Consider the following 17,524-nt stretch of genomic DNA (forward strand, 5'->3'; position numbering starts at 1 on the left):
GCGCTCAGTAGCACGCAGCGTCGTGTGCTCGGAACCGCTCAGCGCCGTGCGCTCGGAAGCATTCAGCGCAAAGCGCCGGCGGCTTCGCGATCCAGCAACCACGTGGTCGACTCCGATCCCTCCGCGCCCGCCGCGGGGATGTCGACCGGCTCGGCCCCGCCGATGGCCGCGGCGACGGCCTCCGCCTTCCCCGCTCCGGCGACGATCAGCATGACGTGGCGCGCGCGACGCACCGCGGGCAGCGTCAGCGTGACGCGGACCGGCGGCGGCTTGGGGGAATTCGTCACGGCGACAACGAGTTCGTGTTCCTCGCGCACCGCGTCGGTGTCCGGGAACAGCGAGTTGACGTGGCCTTCGCCGCCCATGCCGAGCAGGTGCAGGTCGAACGCGCCGTGTTCGACGAGGTGGGCGTGCACCGCCGCCGAATACTCGGCCGCGGCCTCGACCGGGTCGGGGTATTCGCCGTCGGAGGTCGCGACCGGGTGCACCCTGGCGTGGTCGACCGGCACGTGGTCGAGCAGCGCCTGCCTGGCCTGCAGCTCGTTGCGCTCGGGGTCGCCCGCCGGGACGAAACGCTCGTCGCCCCAGAAGATGTCGAGCCGCGACCAGTCGATATCGCCGGGCGCCTTGCGCACCTCTTCGAGCATCGCGATGCCGGTGCCGCCGCCGGTCAGCACCACCGACGCGGAGCCGCGCTCGGCCTGCGCGGCCACCACGACCTGCACGAAGCGGGCGGCCGCCGCGGCGACGAGCACGCCCGCGTCCGGGTGCACCTCGACGGTGTCGGCGGGGAGATCGCTGTCGGCGCGCTCCCGACCGGCGTACTGCTGAGCGGGGGTCTCACTCATAGGTCACCTTCTCGATTCCGGCGAGGGCTTCGACATAGATGTCGTCCGCGTCGAGCCGACGCAGTTCCTCGGCGAGGCAGTCGCGAGTTTCCCGCCGCGCCAAAGCGATTCGCTGGTCCGGATCGCCGGTGCGGGTGAGCGTCGCGGTGCGCCCGGTCTGCGGGCGTTCGATGGCCATGGTCATCGACGGCCGGTGCACCGCCACCCGCAGCGCGCCCGTGCGCCTGCGCACCGGGCAGCCCAGCCGGGCGGCCAGCCACCCGGCGAGCATGTCGAGCGCGGGCTCGTCGCGCAGGCCGGACACGGTCACCGACTCGACCGCTTCGAAGGGCGGCTCGTCCAGTGAGGCGGCGAGCAGTGCCCGCCAGTAGGTGATCCGGCTCCATGCCAGATCGGTGTCGCCGGACGCATAGGAGCCGCGGCGCTTCTTGATCGTCGCCTGCGGGTCCGCGGCGAAGGTGGCGTCGGTGATACGCCGGGTCGCCAGCTTCCCCACCGAATCCTTGGACGGGAACTCCGGCGCGCCGCGCGGCCACCACGCCACCACCGGGGTGTCGGGCAGCAGGAACGGAATGACCACGCTGCTCTCGTGGCTGACCAGCTCGCCCTGCAGGCGCAACACGATCACCTCGGCCGCGCCCGCGTCGCCGCCGACCCGGATCTGGGCGTCGAGCTTGGTCTCGGCCTCGCGGTCGCCGCGCGCGAGAACCACTACGCGACAGGGATGTTCGCGGCTGGCGTCGTTGGCCGCGTCGATGGCGTCCTCGGCCTCGGAGCTGTCCAGCGTGCACACCACCAGGGTGAGCACCCGGCCCATGGTGATGACGCCGTTGCTCTCGCGCAGCTGGACCAGGCGCTTGGTGACCGCGCCGGTCGTGGTGTCGGGCATGTCGATGATCATGGGCGCCGCCATTCCCGGCCGGTGCGTTCCAGCATCTCGTCGGCCGAGGCAGGCCCCCACGTGCCGGCGGGATACGGATCGGGTCTGCCGTCCGCCGCCCAGCGTTCGAGCACGGGATCCAGGATGCGCCAGGACAATTCGACCTCCGCGTTCACCGGGAACAGCGACGGCACCCCGAGCAGCACGTCGAGGATCAGGCGTTCGTAGGCCTCGGGGGAGGACTCGGTGAACGCCTCGCCGTAACTGAAATCCATATTGACGTCGCGCACTTCCATGCCGGACCCCGGTACCTTCGAGCCGAAGCGCATGGTGATGCCCTCGTCCGGCTGCACCCGGATCACCAGCGCGTTCTGACCGAGCTCCTCGGTCATGGTCTGGTCGAAGGGCAGATGCGGCGCACGCTTGAAGACCACCGCGATCTCGGTCACCCTGCGGCCGAGGCGTTTTCCGGTGCGCAGGTAGAACGGCACGCCCGCCCAGCGCCTGGTGTCGACCTCGAGGGTGATCGCCGCGTAGGTCTCGGTCTTCGACTGCGGGTCGAAGCCCTCCTCGTCGAGCAGGCCGACGACGTGCTCGCCGCCCTGCCAGCCCTCCGCGTACTGGCCGCGCGCGGTGGTCTCGTCCAGCGGTTCCACCAGCTTGGTGGCCGAGAGCACCTTGATCTTCTCGGCCTGCAATTGCTTGGGCTCGAAGCTGATCGGCTCCTCCATGGCGGTGAGCGCGACCAGTTGCAGCAGGTGGTTCTGAATGACGTCGCGAGCCGCGCCGATGCCGTCGTAGTAGCCTGCGCGCCCGCCGAGGCCGATGTCCTCGGCCATGGTGATCTGCACGTGGTCGACGTAGTTGGCGTTCCAGATCGGATCGAACAGCTGGTTGGCGAAGCGCAGCGCCAGGATGTTCTGCACCGTCTCCTTGCCGAGATAGTGATCGATGCGGAACACCGTCTCCTCCGGGAACACCCGGTTGACCAGCGCGTTGAGCTCGACCGCGCTGTCCAGGTCGTGCCCGAACGGTTTCTCGATCACCACCCGCCGCCACGGCTTGCGCCCGGCGATGTCGGTGGTGGACGGCTGGGCCAGCTTGTGCTCGGAGAGCTGGTCGAGCACCAGCGGGAACATGTTCGGCGGAATCGACAGGTAGAAGGCGTGATTACCGCCGGTGCCGCGCTCCTTGTCCAGCCTGCCGAGGGTGTCGGCGAGCCTGGCGAAGGCGGTGTCGTCGTCGAAGGTGCCCTGCACGAACCGGATTCCCTCGGCAAGGTGGTCCCAGACCTCCTGGCGAAAGGGAGTGCGGGCGTGCGCCTTCACCGCGTCGAGCACGACCTCGGCGAAGTCCTCGTCCGCGTAGTCGCGTCGCGCGAAACCGACCAGCGCGAAACCCGGGGGCAGCAGCCCCCGGTTCGCCAGGTCGTAGATGGCGGGCATCAGTTTCTTGCGAGACAGGTCTCCGGTGACACCGAAGATCACCATGCTGCACGGTCCCGCGATCCGCGGCACCCGCTTGTCCCGCTCGTCGCGGAGTGGGTTCTTCCAGACAGTCGACGTTTTCGAAGCCGAGCCTGCCATGAATCAGATGCTTCCGGCCGACGCTGCGCCCAACTCCTCGGCGGTGGCGGAAAGCAGCTCCTCCCACGACTTCTCGAACTTGTCGACGCCCTCGCGCTCCAGCACGTCGAACACGTCGCCGAGGTCGATGCCGACCGCGGCGAGGTTGTCGAAGACCTCCTTGGCCTCGGCCGCGGTGCCGCGGACGGTGTCGCCGCGGATCTCGCCGTGATCGGCGACCGCCTCGAGCGTCTTCTCCGGCAGCGTGTTCACGGTGTTCGGGGCGACCAGCTCGGTGACGTAGAGGGTGTCGGAGTAGTCCGGGTTCTTCACGCCGGTCGACGCCCACAGCGGCCGTTGCCGGTTCGCGCCGGCCGAGGACAGGTGCGCGTAGGTGGAGGTGTGCTTGCCGCCGTCGAACACGTCCTGGTACTCCGCGTAGGCCAGCCGGGCGTTGGCGACACCGGCCTTGCCGCGCAGCGCGAGCGCTTCCTCGGAGCCGATCGCCTCCAGCCGCTTGTCGATCTCGGTGTCCACCCTGGACACGAAGAACGAGGCGACGGAATGGATCTTGGCCAGGTCGTAGCCCGCGCCCCTGGCCTTGCGCAGGCCGTCCAGGTAGGCGCCCATCACCGAGCGGTAGCGCGCCACCGAGAAGATCAGGGTGACGTTTACGCTGATGCCCTCGGCGATCACCGCGGTGATGGCGGGCAGGCCCGCCTCGGTCGCGGGAATCTTGATGAACAGGTTGGGGCGGTCCACCGTCTTCCACAGGTCGATGGCCTGCGCGACGGTCTTCTCGGCGTCGAAGGCCAGCCGCGGGTCGACCTCGATGGAGACCCGGCCGTCCACGCCGCCCGAGGACTCGTACACCCCGGCCAGCACGTCGCACGCCGAGCGCACGTCGTCGGTGGTGATGGTGCGGATCGCCGCGTCGGCGTCAGCGCCTTGCGCGGCAAGCGCTTTCACCTGTGTGTCGTAGGCGTGGCCCTGGCTGAGCGCGCCCTGGAAGATGGTCGGGTTGGTGGTGACGCCGACTACGCTGCGGGTGGCGACCAGTTCGGCCAGGTTGCCGGACTGGATCCGGTCCCGCGACAGATCGTCGAGCCACACCGAGACGCCCGCCGCGGAGAGCGCGGCGAGGTTTTCGTTCTGTGTCATGAGGTGTTATCCCTTCACGTTGTCCAGCGTGCGCTGCGCGGCGGCAACGACCGCGTCTTCGGTGATACCGAACTCGCGGAACAGGGTCTTGTAATCGGCAGAGGCGCCGAAGTGCTCGATGGACACGATCTCGCCCGCGTCACCGACGAACCGGTGCCACGGCATCGCGATACCGGCCTCGACGACGACGCGCGCGCGGACCGCGGGCGGAAGCACCTCGTCCCGGTAAGCCTTGTCCTGCGCGTCGAACCACTCCACACACGGCATCGAGACCACGCGGGTGCCGACGCCCTGCGCCTCCAGCGTAGTGCGCGCGGCCACCGCGAGCTGCAGCTCCGAACCCGTGGCGATCAGGATCACCTGCGGGGTGCCGGTGGACGCCTCGGCCAGGACGTAGCCGCCCTTGGCGACGCCCTCGTAGCTGGTGCCCTCCTGGATCGGCAGGTCCTGGCGGGTCAGGGCCAGCGCGGACGGGCCGTCCTGGTGCGGCATCTCGGAGACCGAGAAGTGCGAGGCGTTCTCGGCCGATTCACGCTCGAGGATGGTGCGCCAGGCGTAGGTGGTCTCGTTGGCGTCGCCGGGACGGACCACGTTCAGGCCCGGGATCGCGCGCAGCGCGGCCAGGTGCTCGATCGGCTGGTGGGTCGGGCCATCCTCGCCGAGGCCGATGGAGTCGTGCGTCCAGACGTAGATCGCGGGCACCCGCATCAGCGCTGCCAGGCGGACCGCGGGGCGCATGTAGTCGCTGAACACCAGGAAGGTACCGCCGTACGGGCGGGTCGGGCCGTGCAGCGCGATGCCGTTGAGGATCGAGCCCATGGCGTGCTCGCGGACGCCGAAGTGCAGGGTGCGGCCGTACGGGTTGGCCTTCCACATGCCGGTCGAGATCGACTCGGGGCCGAAGCTGGGCTGGCCGGGCATCGTGGTGTTGTTCGACTCGGCGAGGTCGGCCGAACCGCCCCACAGCTCGGGCAGCACGTCGGTCAGCGCGGCGAGCACCTTGCCGGACGCCTTGCGGGTGGCCATGCCCTTGGGGTCGGGCTCGTGCACCGGCAGGTTGGCGGTCCAGCCCTCGGGGAGCCTGCGCTCGGCGAGCCGGTCGAACAGCGCCTTGTTCTCCGGGTTGGCCGCGGCCCACGCGTCGAACTGCTGCTGCCAGGCCGCGTGCGCCGCCTTACCGCGCTCGACGGCCTTGCGGGTGTGCGCGATGACGGCGTCGTCGACCTGGAAGCTCTGCTCGGGATCGAAGCCGAGGATCTTCTTGGTTGCGGCCACCTCGTCCGCGCCGAGCGCAGCGCCGTGCGAGGCGCCGGTGTTCATCTTGTTCGGCGCCGGGTAGCCGATCACGGTGCGCAGCACGATGATCGAGGGCTTGCCGGTCTCGGCCTTGGCGGCCTCGATGGCGGCCTCGATCGCGACGACGTCCTCGCCGCCCTGCACGGTCTGCACGTGCCAGCCGTAGGCCTCGTAGCGCGCGGCGACGTCCTCGGTGAAAGCGATGGTGGTGTCGTCCTCGATGGAGATGCGGTTGTCGTCGTAGATCACGACCAGGTTGCCCAGCTGCTGGGTGCCCGCGAGCGAGGACGCCTCGGAGGTGACGCCTTCCTCGAGGTCGCCGTCGGAGGCCACCACGTAGACGAAGTGGTCGAACGGGCTGGTGCCCGGCGCGGCGGCCGGGTCGAACAGACCCCGCTCGCGGCGCGCCGCCATCGCCATGCCGACCGCAGAGGCCAGACCCTGGCCCAGCGGACCGGTGGTGATCTCGACGCCGTCGGTGTGCCGGAACTCGGGGTGGCCGGGGGTGAGCGAGCCCCACTTGCGCAGGTTCTTCAGGTCGTCCAGTTCCAGACCGAAGCCGGTGAGGTAGAGCTGGATGTACTGGGTGAGGCTGGAGTGGCCGCACGACAGCACGAAACGGTCCCGGCCGACCCAGCTGGGGTCGCTGGGGTCGTGGCGCAGCACGCGCTGGTAGAGGGTGTAGGCAAGCGGAGCCAGGCTCATGGCGGTGCCCGGATGGCCGTTGCCCGTGTTCTGCACCGCGTCGGCGGCTAGGACGCGGACGGTGTCGACGGCCTTGGTGTCCAGATCCGTCCAGTCGTCCGGGTGGTTCGGCTGAGTGAGCGCGCGGATGTCGTCTGTGACTGACACGACCGAGGTTCTCCTGACATTGGTCTCGTCGACGGCGGTGTTGCTGGTGGTGGTGTGAATACACGGCAGCTATGTCATGCATACCGGGTGTGTACCCAACCACCCTAGATGTGCCCGCTGAGCGGCATGCCGGGAACCCGCCCAATGCGCGCCGCGAGAGCGCGCTCCCGGCGTGGCGCGAGTCGGCGGACGGCGCTCCGCGGGCTCGCGCTGGGCGGGGCTCGCGGCGAGCCGGTGTCGGCGGGGGTCTACCATCCTCTGTAGTAGTAGCCGCGCCGCATTCGGTTGTGGGGGCGTCGAGGCGGACGGACATCCGGCTGCTCGTTCCATTGCCGGATGCGATGCACAGCGTGCGAGGAGAGACAGTGCGGATTGGGCAACAGCCGGGTGGCAATGGCGCACACGGCTCCTCCGCGACGGTGCTTGCCGACCGTTTCACTGGTCCCGGCCTGCCGTCCCGGCTGATGCGGCGGGTGCTCGCCTACATCGCGCTGACCAAGCCGCGGGTCATCGAGCTGCTGCTCGTCGCCACCATTCCGACCATGCTGCTCGCCGATCGCGGCAGCGACGTGAACATGCCGCTGATCCTGGCCACCCTGTTCGGTGGCTGGATGGGCGCCGCGAGCGCCAACACGCTCAACTGCGTGGCCGACGCGGATATCGACAAGGTCATGAAGCGCACCGCCAAGCGCCCGCTGGCGCGGGACGCGGTGCCGACCCGCCACGCGTTCGTGTTCGGCGTCGCGCTCGGCATCGGCTCCTTCGCGTGGCTGTGGTGGCAGGCGAACCTGCTCAGCGGCGTGCTCGTCGTCGCGACCATCCTGTTCTACGTCTTCGTCTACACCCTCGGCCTGAAGCGGCGCACCTCGCAGAACGTGGTGTGGGGCGGCGCGGCGGGCTGCATGCCCGCGCTCGTCGGCTGGTCGGCGGTGACCGGCGGTATCGGCTGGCCCGCGATCGCGCTGTTCGGCGTCATCTTCTTCTGGACGCCGCCGCACACCTGGGCGCTGGCCATGCGCTACAAGGAGGACTACCGCGCGGCGGGCGTGCCGATGCTGCCGGTCGTCGCCACCGAGCGCACGGTGACCAAGCAGATCGTCGTCTACACCTGGCTCACCGTGCTCACCACGCTGGCCCTGGTGCCCGCGACCGGCGTGCTCTACGCCGCGGTGGCGCTGGTGGCGGGCGCCTGGTTCCTGCTGATGGCGCACCAGCTGTACGCGGGCGTGCGCCGCGGCGAATCGGTGAAGCCGCTGCGGCTGTTCCTGCAATCGAACAACTACCTGGCCGTGGTGTTCTGCGGTCTGGCGGTGGACTCGGTCCTCGGCTGGGACACCATCGGGAGTTTCTTCGGCTGACCCCTCGGATCGACGAAGGCCGGCGCACCGCGGGTGCGCCGGCCTTCGTCGTTCGGGCGGCGATCAGCAGCGACGGCCGAGGTATCCGTCCGGGCGAACCAGGACGTGCTCGCCCTCGGCGGCGGCGTACGCGGTGAAGGCGTGCCCGTCGACGTCCACCACGTGCGGTTCGGTGGTCGCCGCGCCCGGCCGGAGCACGGCGTAGCTCCGCGCGCCCGGTTCGGTGGGCAGCGGGCCGGTCGCGCCGAAGCAGAGCAGCGTCGCGTGTGGTCCGCGGAACAGGTCGAAAAGCCGGATCGCGTGCCCGTCGGCGTCTTTCACCGGCGCGTCGGGCGCGCGGTCGCCGACCGCCGAGACCCGGTGGTCGCCTGGGGCGCGATAGCTGATGTCCAGCTGGCGGGTGTCCTCGCCGCGCGACATGGCGTCCTCGTCGCCCTCGACGAGTTTGTCCAGCAGTTCGGTGCTGAGGCCGAGCACGCGGGCCGCCACCGCTCGCCGCTCGAATTCGTAGCTGTCGAGCAGTGATTCGTCGCCGTCCAGCGCTCGCGCCAGCTTCCAGCCGAGGTTGTAGGCATCCTGGATCCCGGTGTTCATGCCCTGACCGCCGGTGGGCGGGTGCGCGTGCGCGGCGTCTCCTGCGAGAAACACCCGCCCCGCGCGGAAGGTGCGAGCCAGCCGGATGTTCGGCCGCCAGACGGTGACCCAGGTCAGGTCGGTGAGGACGACATCGGTGCGGCCGCTGTGCCGGTCGACGTGGTCCTGCAAGAGGTCGAGGCCCGCTTCCGCGTCCTCGGTCAGCGGCGCGGCGACCTGGAAGTGCTTGCCGCCGGGCAGCGGTGAGAGGGCGATGCCCTCCATCGGGCGGTCGGCCGCGGCGGCGAACCAGTAGCCGTAGGTGTGGTCGAGCGCGTCGGCGCGGACGTCGCCGAGCAGCATGCGCAGCGACTCGTCGGTGCTGCCCTCGAACGGGATGCCCAGCGTCTTGCGCACGGTGCTGCGCCCGCCGTCGGCGCCGACCAGGTACGCCGCGCGCACGGTCTCCCGCACGCCGTCGCGGTCGAGGATCGCGGTGACGCCGGAGTCGTCCTGCTCGAACGAGACCAGTGCGGTGCTGGTCTCCACCCGTACCCCGAGCTCGGCCGATCGGTCGCGCAGGATCGCCTCGGTCCGCGACTGCCCGAGCGTCCACAGATTGGGGTGGGGGACCGCGGGCGTCGGCGCGACCGGTTCGGCCATCCGGCGCTCGCCGACGAACTCGCCGCCCAGGTAGGCGCGCATCACCGGCGCCGGTGCGCCCGCCGCGAGCACCGCGTCGAGCACGCCGAGATCGTCGAACACCTCGAGCGTGCGCGGCTGGATTCCGTCGCCGCGTGACCCGGCGAAGAACTCGGGAGCCTGGTCGACGAGGCGGACCGGCACGCCGCGGCGGGCCAGGTCGATGGCGAGGGTGAGGCCGGTGGGTCCGGCGCCTGCGATGAGTACCTGCACGATGTCTCCATACTGAATCGAAATTCACTGAATCTGAATTCAGTATCCGAGTTGATACGTTGTGCTGTCAAGGAGGTGGCGCGGGTGGCAACGAACCGCAAGGAGAGGTCGGTCGAGACGGAGCAGGCGCTGAAGGCGGCCGCGCTGCGCGTTTTTGCCGACCGCGGCTACCTGAACACCAAGATCACCGACATCACCGCGGCGGCAGGGCGCGCGGCAGGCTCCTTCTACAACCACTTCGCCAGCAAAGAGGACCTGCTCTCGGCGCTGTTGCGCGATATGGCCGACGCGGGTGACGTGCGCGCCGAAGGGGAAGGCCACGAACCGGATTTCAGCGATCCCGACGCGGTCAGGTACCACATCGAAGGCTATTGGCGATTCGCGCGCGAGCACGTCGGGGTGCTGCGAGCGGTCGACCAAGCGGCTCTGGTCAACGCCGAATTCGCCCGTCGCATGGGGCAATTCGCGCGTGAGCAGCGCGCCGACATCGCCGACCACGTGGACGGTTTCGCCGCGGCGGGGCTACGGCTGCCGAGCACGCCCGACGCCAGCCTCGCCATGATGTTCCTGCTCACCCAGGCGCTGCTCGCCGCCGTCGAGGACGGCACCGTCGACCTGGACGACGAACAGGCCGTGGACGGGCTGACCCGCTTCGTCTACCGCGGGCTCACCGGCCGCGACTACTGACGGCCGTTCCGATCGGGTGCGCGATGCGGTCCGGAAATGCGCCGTGCACAACGAAATCCGGAAGCGGAGTGCCGCGCGAAGGAAGGCGCGAACACCCCGTTGACGGACGGCTCAGGGCAGCAGGACGATCGAACCGGTGGTCTTCCGCCCCTCCAGATCGCGGTGCGCCCGTTCGGCTTCCGCGAGCGGGTAGGTGGCGCCGACGCGGATGCGCAGAGTCCCGTTCGCGAACGCGGCGAGGATATCGCCCGCGCGCCAGAGCAATTCGGCCCGGTCGCGGGTGTAGTGGACCAGCGAAGGGCGGGTCAGGAACAGCGAACCGCTCGCGTTGAGGCGCTGCGGGTCGAAAGGCGGGACCGGACCGCTCGCCGCGCCGAACAGGGCCAGCGTGCCGCGGACGCGCAACGACGCGAGGCTCGCGTCGAAGGTGGACTTGCCGACGCCGTCGTAGACCGCCGCGACGCCGACGCCGTCGGTCAGCTTGCGGACCTGGTCGGCGAGGTCGTCGCCGTAGCGAAGCACCTCGGCCGCGCCCGCCTCGCGGGAGAGCGCCTCCTTCTCGTCGGAGGACACCGTCGTGATGACGCGCACGCCGCGTGCCGCGGCCAGCTGAGTCAGGATCAGGCCGACACCGCCCGCACCCGCGTGCACGAGCACCGTCTCGCCCGGTTCCGGCCGGTAGATCGACTCGAGCAGGTAGTGCGCGGTCATGCCCTGCAGCAGCGCCGACGCGGCGACCGGCGGGTCGACGCCCTCCGGCACCGGGATCGCGACGGCCGCCGGGACCGCGACCTTCTCGGCGTAACTGCCCGGCGCGGCAGCCCACGCGACCCGGTCGCCCACCGCGAACTCGGTGACACCGGACCCGACCGCGCTGACCACGCCGGTGCCCTCCGAGCCGGGCACGTACGGCACCGGCTGCGGATACGTTCCGGTGCGGATGTAGGTATCGATGTAGTTGACGCCGATCGCCTCGGTGGTCACCAGCAGCTGATCCGGCCCGATACTCGGCTCGTCGGCCTCCGTGTACCGCAGGACCTCGGGACCACCGTGTTCGGAAACCTGAATGGCGCGCATGACATTCAGTTCTACACCCGCCGGGTCTGGACGACGTCTTACCGGTCGGTAAACTCGCGTGCATGAGCGTTGAGACCGCCGCCGCCCCGGCCCCCGTGAAGCTGTCGAGCTCCCTCGTGGACTCGGTGAAGGGATTCCTCGCCGATCACGGCGGTTCGGCGACGGCCGTCCTGCAGCCGATCGGCCGCATCGGTGTGCGCGTCACCCTGGTCGGCGCCGACGGCGTCCTCGGTGACCGCGTGGTCGCCGACCTGCCGACCGCCAAGCGCCTGGTCGAGGTGATCGACGGCCTGACCGAGGCCGACGAGTGGGACCGCGAGCTCACCTCCGTCGTCACTCCGCGCAAGGGCCACTGGGCGCAGATGGCCGGCTGGGTGGCCAAGCAGACCCGCTTCCCCAAGGCGCGCAACGAGAAGTGATGCGGGGGCCCGCCCGGTCTCAGGACCCGCCGCGGGCCACCAGCACCGGGCATGGCGCGTGGTGCAGCAGGTTCTGACTCGTCGAACCCAGCAGCAGGCCGGTGAGCCGGTTGCGGCCTTGGCTGCCCGTGACGATCATCTGAGCGTCCGCGCCGTGGTCGAGCAGCGCGCGCGTCGCCGGGCTCTGCAGCACCAGCTTCTCGACCTGGAGGTCCGGGTATTGGCTCGACCATCCGGCGATCCGCTCGCTCAACAACTCTCGCTCCTGCTGCGCCAAGACTTCCCACGCATCAGGCACCGGCGTCCACTGCAGCAGATCGGGGTCGTTCCAGGCGTGTAGTGCGATGACGCGCACGCCGAGCACTGCGGCCATTTCGAAGGCCCGGCCGACCGCGGCGTTGCTGCCGGGACTACCGTCGACGCCGACCAAGACCGGGCGCTCGTCGGGCAGCGGATTGTCGACGTCGCCGCGCCACACCACCACGGGACAGTGCGCTTTGTTCGAGACCCGCAGCGCCGTCGAACCGATCAGCAGGGTGGTGATCCGATCGTCGGCGGTGGCGGCCACCACCAGCAGCAGTGCGGTCTCGCTCGCCTCGACCAGTTCGTCGCCCGGCACGCCCTCCACCACCGTCTCGGTGATCTCCAGTCCGGGCTGGTCGGCGCGCACCGCGTCGACTGCGGCGCCCGCATGCTTCTTCGCTACGAAACGCAGCGTCGGCAGGATGTCCGCGTCGGCGACGATCGCGGCCGTGATCCGATAGTCGATGGTCGGCACGATGCTGAGGACGACCAACCGCACGCCCTGGCGCGCGGCGACAGCGCCCGCCCAGCGCGCGGCGGCCAGGGCGGCGGGGCTGCCGTCCACGCCGACGACTATGGACTGCTGATTGGCGAACCTGGTCATCTCGCTGCCCTCCGGTGGTCGCGACGCTGTGTCTTTCTCGGACGCTGTGTCATTCCTCGGTGGTCGTTATCTCAGCCCTGTGTCTCCACTCTTCCCTTTTATCGTGGCAGCCGCCGCCGGATCGCCTGCCGAGCCACGCGGCGCGGTTTTTGGCCCTGATCCCGCGGCGTGGGTCGAGGTCTACGCGGCCGCCACCGGCATCCCGGCGGACGCGTCGTTCGCCGATGTCATGGGCTCGTGGCTCGGGCAGGTGGTGGCGGCGGCGGTCACCCAGGGAGATGCGCTCTGGTCGAGTCTGACGCGGCCGTCGGTAGTCTGACCCGCCCCGTCTCCCGCGCGGGTGCTCAGGCGGACCGCACCGCCGGATCGGGCGCGACGGCGGGCACCGGTTCACGGGTGCGCAACGCGGCCCACAGGGCGGCGGTCGCGGCGGTGCACGCGGCGGCGCCGCCCACGTGGGTGGCGACCAGCGCGCCCGGCACGTCGGTGAAGTACTGGACGACGCCGACCAGCGCTTGCGCGCACACGACGCCGAGCAGCACGAACAGGCGGGTGCGCACCGCGCGGGAGATGCCGACGGCGTAGAGCCCGAAGCCGAGGCCGATCAGCAGGGCCAGGTAGCCCACCAGCAGCTGCGAATGCAGGTGCACCAGCGTAACGATCTCGATCTGCAACCGCGCGACGGGTCGTTCGATGCTCTTGTCGCCCGCGTGCGGTCCGGCGGCGGTGACCAGCGTGCCCGCGACCAGGACGCCGGCCAGCGCGACGCCGCTCAACGCCGTCAGCCAGCGCAGCGGCGCGGGTGCCTGGACGGTCTCGACGCCGTCGTCCGGTTCGCAGATCTTGGCGTAGAGCACCGTGGCCAGCCACACCATCAGCATCGAGGCCAGCAGGTGCACCGCGACGGTCCACCAGAGCAGGCCGGTGCGGACGGTGATGCCGCCGATGACCGCCTGCAGCACGGTGCCGCCTGGCATCAGCCAGGCGTAGAGCAGCACGTCGTTCCTGCGGCGCGCCCGCGTCACCGCGAGCACGATCAGTCCGGCGAACAGGGAGACCACGAAGGTCAGCATCCGGTTGCCGAACTCGACGGCCTGGTGCAGCACCGCCACCTCGGACACGCCGATCGGGGTGAAGCTGCCGGGGAAGCATTGCGGCCAGGTCGGGCAGCCGAGACCGGAGGCGGTGACCCGGACGATCGAGCCGGTCACCGCGATGCCCGCCTGGGTGAGCAGGACCGCGAGAGCGATCAGCCGCTGCGTCCGCAGCGAGGGAAGCGGGAGCTTGTCGACGAGTCGCAGGAATGCGCGATACACGCAACGATGGTAGCGACCGGCGATCAGGGCGCCGCACCCGGACTACTACATACCGTCGTTTGTACCGGCGTTCACTCGAAACGGAACCAGCGCGCGGCCAGGGCGCCCGAGACCACGCCCCACACCGCGAGCACAGCCAGACCGAACCAATCGACGCTGCTGCGCAGCGCGTGCTCCAGGGTGACCGCGAGCGCGCCGGAGGGCACCAGCCGCGCGAGCACGTTCACCGCGACGTGCAGGTCGTCGGCGGCGAATACGACGCTCGCGATGCCGAGCATGACGAACCACAGGATGTTCGCCAGCGCCAGCACGATCTCCGCCTTCAGCGTGCCGCCGAGCAGCAGGCCCATGGCGGCGAACGTCGCGGTGCCGAGCGCGATCACCACCGAGCCGAGCAACAGGCCAGGAACGTCCGGCCGCCAGCCGAGCGCGAAACCGATGGCGCCCAACAGAATCGCCTGCAGCACCACCACGATCAGCACCGCGGCGCTCTTGCCCGCGATGATGCCCCAGCGCGGCAGCGGGGTGGCGCCGAGGCGTTTCAGCGCGCCGTAGCGCCGGTCGAAACCGACGGCGATGGCCTGCCCGGTGAAGGCGGTGGACATCACCGCGACCATCATCACGCCGGGCACGATCTTGTCCACCCGGTCCTCGCCGAGACCGCCGAACGGCAGCAGCGTCAACCCGACCAGCAGCGTGATCGGGATGAACATGGTGAGCAGCAGCTGTTCGCCGTTGCGCAGCAACAGGATCAGCTCGAGCCGGGTCTGCGCGGCGAGCATGGCCGTGCGGGTGGTCGGACGAGGATCGGGCGCGAAGGTGCCCGGCGAGAAGCGGTTGGCGGTCAGGTCGGGCTGGTTCATCCGCGTAGATCCCGTCCGGTCAGTTCCAGGAAGACGTCCTCGAGGCGGCGCTGGTCGATCCGGATGTCGGTGGCCAGCACGTTCATCCGCGCGCACCACGCGGTCACGGTGGCCAGCACCTGCGGGTCGATCTCGCCCTCAACCAGGTACGAGCCCGGTGACGTCTCCCGTGGCGAGAAACCTTCGGGGAGCGCGGATTTCAACAGCGTCATGTCGAGCTTGGGCGGCGCGGTGAAGCGCAGCTGTCCGGCGGCGCCGTGCGCGGTGACCTCGGCGGGCGTGCCGGAGGCGACGATGCGTCCGTGATCGATGATGACGAGCTGATCGGCCAGCTGTTCGGCCTCGTCCATCATGTGCGTGGTGAGCAGGACGGTGACGCCGTCGCGGCGCAGCGCGTCGATCAGCTCCCAGACGATCAGCCGCGCTTGCGCGTCCAGGCCCGCGGTGGGTTCGTCGAGGAAGACGATCTCCGGCCGCCCGACCAGCGCGCAGGCCAGCGCCAAACGCTGCTGCTGGCCGCCGGAGAGCCGACGGTACGGGGTGCGGCGATTGTCCTGCAGCCCGAGCGTTCGCAGCAGCCACTGCGGGTCGAGCGGATCGGCCGAGTACGCCGCGACCAGATCGAGCATCTCGCCCGCCCGTGCGCCGGGATAGGAACCGCCGCCTTGCAACATGACGCCGATGCGGGGCCGCAGCCGGTCGGAATCGGCGATCGGATCGAGTCCGAGCACACGCACCGAGCCCGCGTCCGGGCGCACGAAGCCCTCGCACATCTCGACGGTCGTCGTCTTCCCCGCGCCATTGGGCCCGAGCAGCGCGAGCACCTGCGCCCGTTCGACATCGAAGGACAGGCCGTCGACCGCGGTGGTCTCGCCATAACGCTTGACGACGCCGTCGACGCTAACGGCGGGTCCGGAGGCAGCGGTCACGAAGAGACACCGTAAGACGTCGGCTGCTGTGACGGAGCCGACACCCCCGCCTGAGCGCGCCACGGCAGGGCGTTGCGGGTGATCACGATGAACAGGACGCCGACGATGACGGTCGCGAGTGCGGCGCCGACGATCTGGAACACCTCGAGGTCGGCGCCGCGCGGCATCTGCAGCACACTCACCACCGACGAGAACGCCACCGCGGGAACACGGAACACGGGCCGGGTCGCCCAAGCCGCGAGCGGCACGATCGCCCACAGCAGGTACCACGGCTGCACCACCGGGAACAGCAGCACGATGGCGCCGAGCGCGACGCCGAGCGCGCCGACCGGATGCAGGCGTCCCGTGCCGGTGGCCACGAGCATGCGCACCGTGACGAACGCGGCGACCGTGGCGGCGATCGGGCGGGTGATGCTGAGCAGGGCGGTGGTGTGGTCGCCGAGTCCGAGCAGCACGCCGCCGAAGCCGGTGATGACACCGAGCGCGGTGGGAAGGGACATCCAGCTGCGCACCGCGCTGGCGACGTTGAGCGTGTACAGCCACCCGAAGCCGAGCCCGCTGGCCGAGCTGATCACCAGCGTCGTGCCGAGCGCTATCGCGCCGAGCATCGCGGCCGCGGTCACCACGGGCCGCCAGCCGCCGCCCCAGCGGCGGGCGAGCGCCATCCACACGAAACCCATCGCGAGCATCGAGATGATCTTGACGTTCGTAGACAGCGCGATGAGCAACGCACCGGCGATCAACAGGGCGTAGGCCCGGCCGTCGAACGGGTGGGTGTCCTCGATCGCCCGCAGCGCGAACTCGAGGCCCGCCAGCATCAGCCCGATCATCAGCGCGTCGTTGTGCACGCCGCCGACCAGGTGGAACAGCACCAGCGGATTCGCCGCGCCGAGCCACAGCGCGCTCACCCCCGCGACGCCGCAGCGGACAGAGAGGCGCGGCAGTGCCCAGACGATCAGGGCCACGCCCGCCAGCGCCAGTACCCGGTGCACCCAGACACCGAGAATGATGTTGTCCCCGGTCAATTCGGCGATACCGCGGCCCATCCACAGGAACAGCGGGCCGTACGGTGCGGGTGTGTCACGCCAGATGGTCGGGACGTTGTTGGTGAGGACGTTGTCGATGCCGAGGCCCGCGACCGGGCCCTCCTCGTACGGGTCGATGCCGCGCGCGGCGATCTCGCTCTGGGCCAGATAGGAATACACGTCGTTGCTGAACAGCGGCGGCGCGACGCTGAGCGGGACGATCCACAACAGCAGGGTGCGGTCGAGCTGCGAGCGGGTCAGCCGGTGGACGGGGGAGCCGCCGATGCCACCGACCGCGAAACGGCCGAGCAGCAGCCATGCGAGCACCACCACCACGGCGCCGATCATGCACATGGCCAGCGACCCGGTGTGCGCCCTGGCGAAGATTCCGAGCACGCGCATGCCGGACGTCGGGTTCTGCTGCACCGGCTGCGCGCCGATGCCCAGCGCGCTGATCGCCATCAGTACCGTGCCGGTCGCGCCCATCAGCCGGATCCGGTCGAGCTGGACCAGTTCTTTGCGGTCGAGTTCGGGCACCTCGGACTCGTCCCGGTGCAACACCGCGATGGTGTGATCGGCAGCGGGCACGTCGAGTCCGAGTGCCCGGCGCCCGAATGTCACTGCCTTGCGCCGCGCGCCCTCCAGTACCGCCACGAGACGCAGCCTAGTGGGCGCTGCCGGGCGCAAGTCCGTCAACAGTCCACGCATGGCAGGAGCGGAGGCGAAGGTACGTCTGGAGGAATAGGCCCCGGTCGCCGCCTCAGCCGTTCGTCCGGTTCGAAAACCTGCGTCGACGCGGTCTCGCGGGAGGGCTTTCGGCGGACTGTGGCCAATGTCGCAGCCGGTTCGAGCG

Annotated in this window: 16 protein-coding genes; 4 read left to right on the forward strand and 12 right to left on the reverse strand. The window is 70.1% G+C overall.

Going from position 1 to position 17,524, the window contains the following annotated elements; genetic code table 11:
* Positions 1-62: 62 nt before the first annotated feature.
* Genes pgl through tkt form a run of 5 tightly spaced genes read right to left on the reverse strand, consistent with a single transcriptional unit; the run spans position 63 to position 6,602 of the window.
* A complete protein-coding gene (gene pgl, locus AB0H50_RS31020; protein ID WP_357459605.1) occupies positions 63-848 on the reverse strand; it encodes a 6-phosphogluconolactonase in 786 nt (261 codons plus the stop codon).
* Positions 841-1,749: a glucose-6-phosphate dehydrogenase assembly protein OpcA gene (gene opcA / locus AB0H50_RS31025; protein ID WP_357459607.1), complete on the reverse strand. Its 909-nt coding sequence runs from the start codon at positions 1,747-1,749 to the stop codon at positions 841-843. The genes pgl and opcA overlap by 8 nt, the downstream gene beginning before the upstream one ends.
* Entirely contained in the window at positions 1,746-3,314 is a 1,569-nt protein-coding gene (gene zwf, locus AB0H50_RS31030) for a glucose-6-phosphate dehydrogenase (RefSeq protein WP_357459609.1), read from the reverse strand. Before zwf ends, opcA begins: the two co-directional genes overlap by 4 nt.
* A gap of 3 nt (positions 3,315-3,317) precedes the next feature.
* Complete coding sequence (tal, locus tag AB0H50_RS31035) at positions 3,318-4,454, reverse strand: transaldolase (RefSeq protein ID WP_357459612.1); 1,137 nt, start codon at positions 4,452-4,454, stop codon at positions 3,318-3,320.
* Between the two features lie 6 nt (positions 4,455-4,460).
* Positions 4,461-6,602 carry a transketolase gene (gene tkt, locus AB0H50_RS31040; protein WP_357459615.1) on the reverse strand — a complete coding sequence of 714 codons (2,142 nt, stop codon included), beginning with the start codon at positions 6,600-6,602 and terminating at the stop codon, positions 4,461-4,463.
* Between the two features lie 464 nt (positions 6,603-7,066).
* On the opposite strand from tkt, the gene AB0H50_RS31045 reads away from it, so the two are divergent.
* On the forward strand, positions 7,067-7,960 hold the full coding sequence (locus AB0H50_RS31045) for a heme o synthase (protein WP_357459874.1): 894 nt from the start codon (positions 7,067-7,069) through the stop codon (positions 7,958-7,960).
* 63 nt (positions 7,961-8,023) lie between these two features.
* On the opposite strand, the gene AB0H50_RS31050 is transcribed toward AB0H50_RS31045, so the two are convergent.
* Positions 8,024-9,448, reverse strand: a complete 1,425-nt coding sequence (locus AB0H50_RS31050) for an FAD-dependent monooxygenase (RefSeq protein ID WP_357459618.1) — start codon at positions 9,446-9,448, stop codon at positions 8,024-8,026.
* A gap of 84 nt (positions 9,449-9,532) precedes the next feature.
* Between AB0H50_RS31050 and AB0H50_RS31055 the strand changes: the two genes are divergently transcribed.
* Positions 9,533-10,135 carry a TetR/AcrR family transcriptional regulator gene (locus tag AB0H50_RS31055; RefSeq protein WP_357459620.1) on the forward strand — a complete coding sequence of 201 codons (603 nt, stop codon included), beginning with the start codon at positions 9,533-9,535 and terminating at the stop codon, positions 10,133-10,135.
* Between the two features lie 111 nt (positions 10,136-10,246).
* On the opposite strand, the gene AB0H50_RS31060 is transcribed toward AB0H50_RS31055, so the two are convergent.
* Positions 10,247-11,212, reverse strand: a complete 966-nt coding sequence (locus AB0H50_RS31060; protein ID WP_357459621.1) for a quinone oxidoreductase — start codon at positions 11,210-11,212, stop codon at positions 10,247-10,249.
* Positions 11,213-11,274: 62 nt separating this feature from the next.
* Between AB0H50_RS31060 and AB0H50_RS31065 the strand changes: the two genes are divergently transcribed.
* Positions 11,275-11,631: a hypothetical protein gene (locus AB0H50_RS31065; protein WP_357400844.1), complete on the forward strand. Its 357-nt coding sequence runs from the start codon at positions 11,275-11,277 to the stop codon at positions 11,629-11,631.
* A 19-nt stretch (positions 11,632-11,650) separates the two neighbouring features.
* On the opposite strand, the gene AB0H50_RS31070 is transcribed toward AB0H50_RS31065, so the two are convergent.
* The gene (locus AB0H50_RS31070) at positions 11,651-12,538 is read right to left on the reverse strand and encodes a universal stress protein (protein WP_357459623.1); all 888 of its coding nucleotides are present in this window, start codon (positions 12,536-12,538) and stop codon (positions 11,651-11,653) included.
* A gap of 103 nt (positions 12,539-12,641) precedes the next feature.
* Between AB0H50_RS31070 and AB0H50_RS31075 the strand changes: the two genes are divergently transcribed.
* Positions 12,642-12,857 carry a hypothetical protein gene (locus AB0H50_RS31075; protein ID WP_357459626.1) on the forward strand — a complete coding sequence of 72 codons (216 nt, stop codon included), beginning with the start codon at positions 12,642-12,644 and terminating at the stop codon, positions 12,855-12,857.
* A gap of 25 nt (positions 12,858-12,882) precedes the next feature.
* Here AB0H50_RS31075 and AB0H50_RS31080 read toward each other — a convergent pair whose 3' ends face one another.
* The 4 genes from AB0H50_RS31080 to mptB form a co-directional block, all read right to left on the reverse strand.
* Positions 12,883-13,854, reverse strand: a complete 972-nt coding sequence (locus AB0H50_RS31080; RefSeq protein ID WP_357459629.1) for a heme A synthase — start codon at positions 13,852-13,854, stop codon at positions 12,883-12,885.
* 71 nt (positions 13,855-13,925) lie between these two features.
* On the reverse strand, positions 13,926-14,717 hold the full coding sequence (locus AB0H50_RS31085) for an ABC transporter permease (RefSeq protein ID WP_357459631.1): 792 nt from the start codon (positions 14,715-14,717) through the stop codon (positions 13,926-13,928).
* A complete protein-coding gene (locus tag AB0H50_RS31090) occupies positions 14,714-15,646 on the reverse strand; it encodes an ABC transporter ATP-binding protein (RefSeq protein ID WP_357459634.1) in 933 nt (310 codons plus the stop codon). The genes AB0H50_RS31085 and AB0H50_RS31090 overlap by 4 nt, the downstream gene beginning before the upstream one ends.
* Entirely contained in the window at positions 15,643-17,325 is a 1,683-nt protein-coding gene (gene mptB, locus AB0H50_RS31095) for a polyprenol phosphomannose-dependent alpha 1,6 mannosyltransferase MptB (protein WP_357459637.1), read from the reverse strand. Before mptB ends, AB0H50_RS31090 begins: the two co-directional genes overlap by 4 nt.
* Between the last annotated feature and the right edge of the window lie 199 nt (positions 17,326-17,524).

This window comes from Nocardia sp. NPDC050793, assembly GCF_040654065.1.
Lineage (GTDB): Bacteria > Actinomycetota > Actinomycetes > Mycobacteriales > Mycobacteriaceae > Nocardia.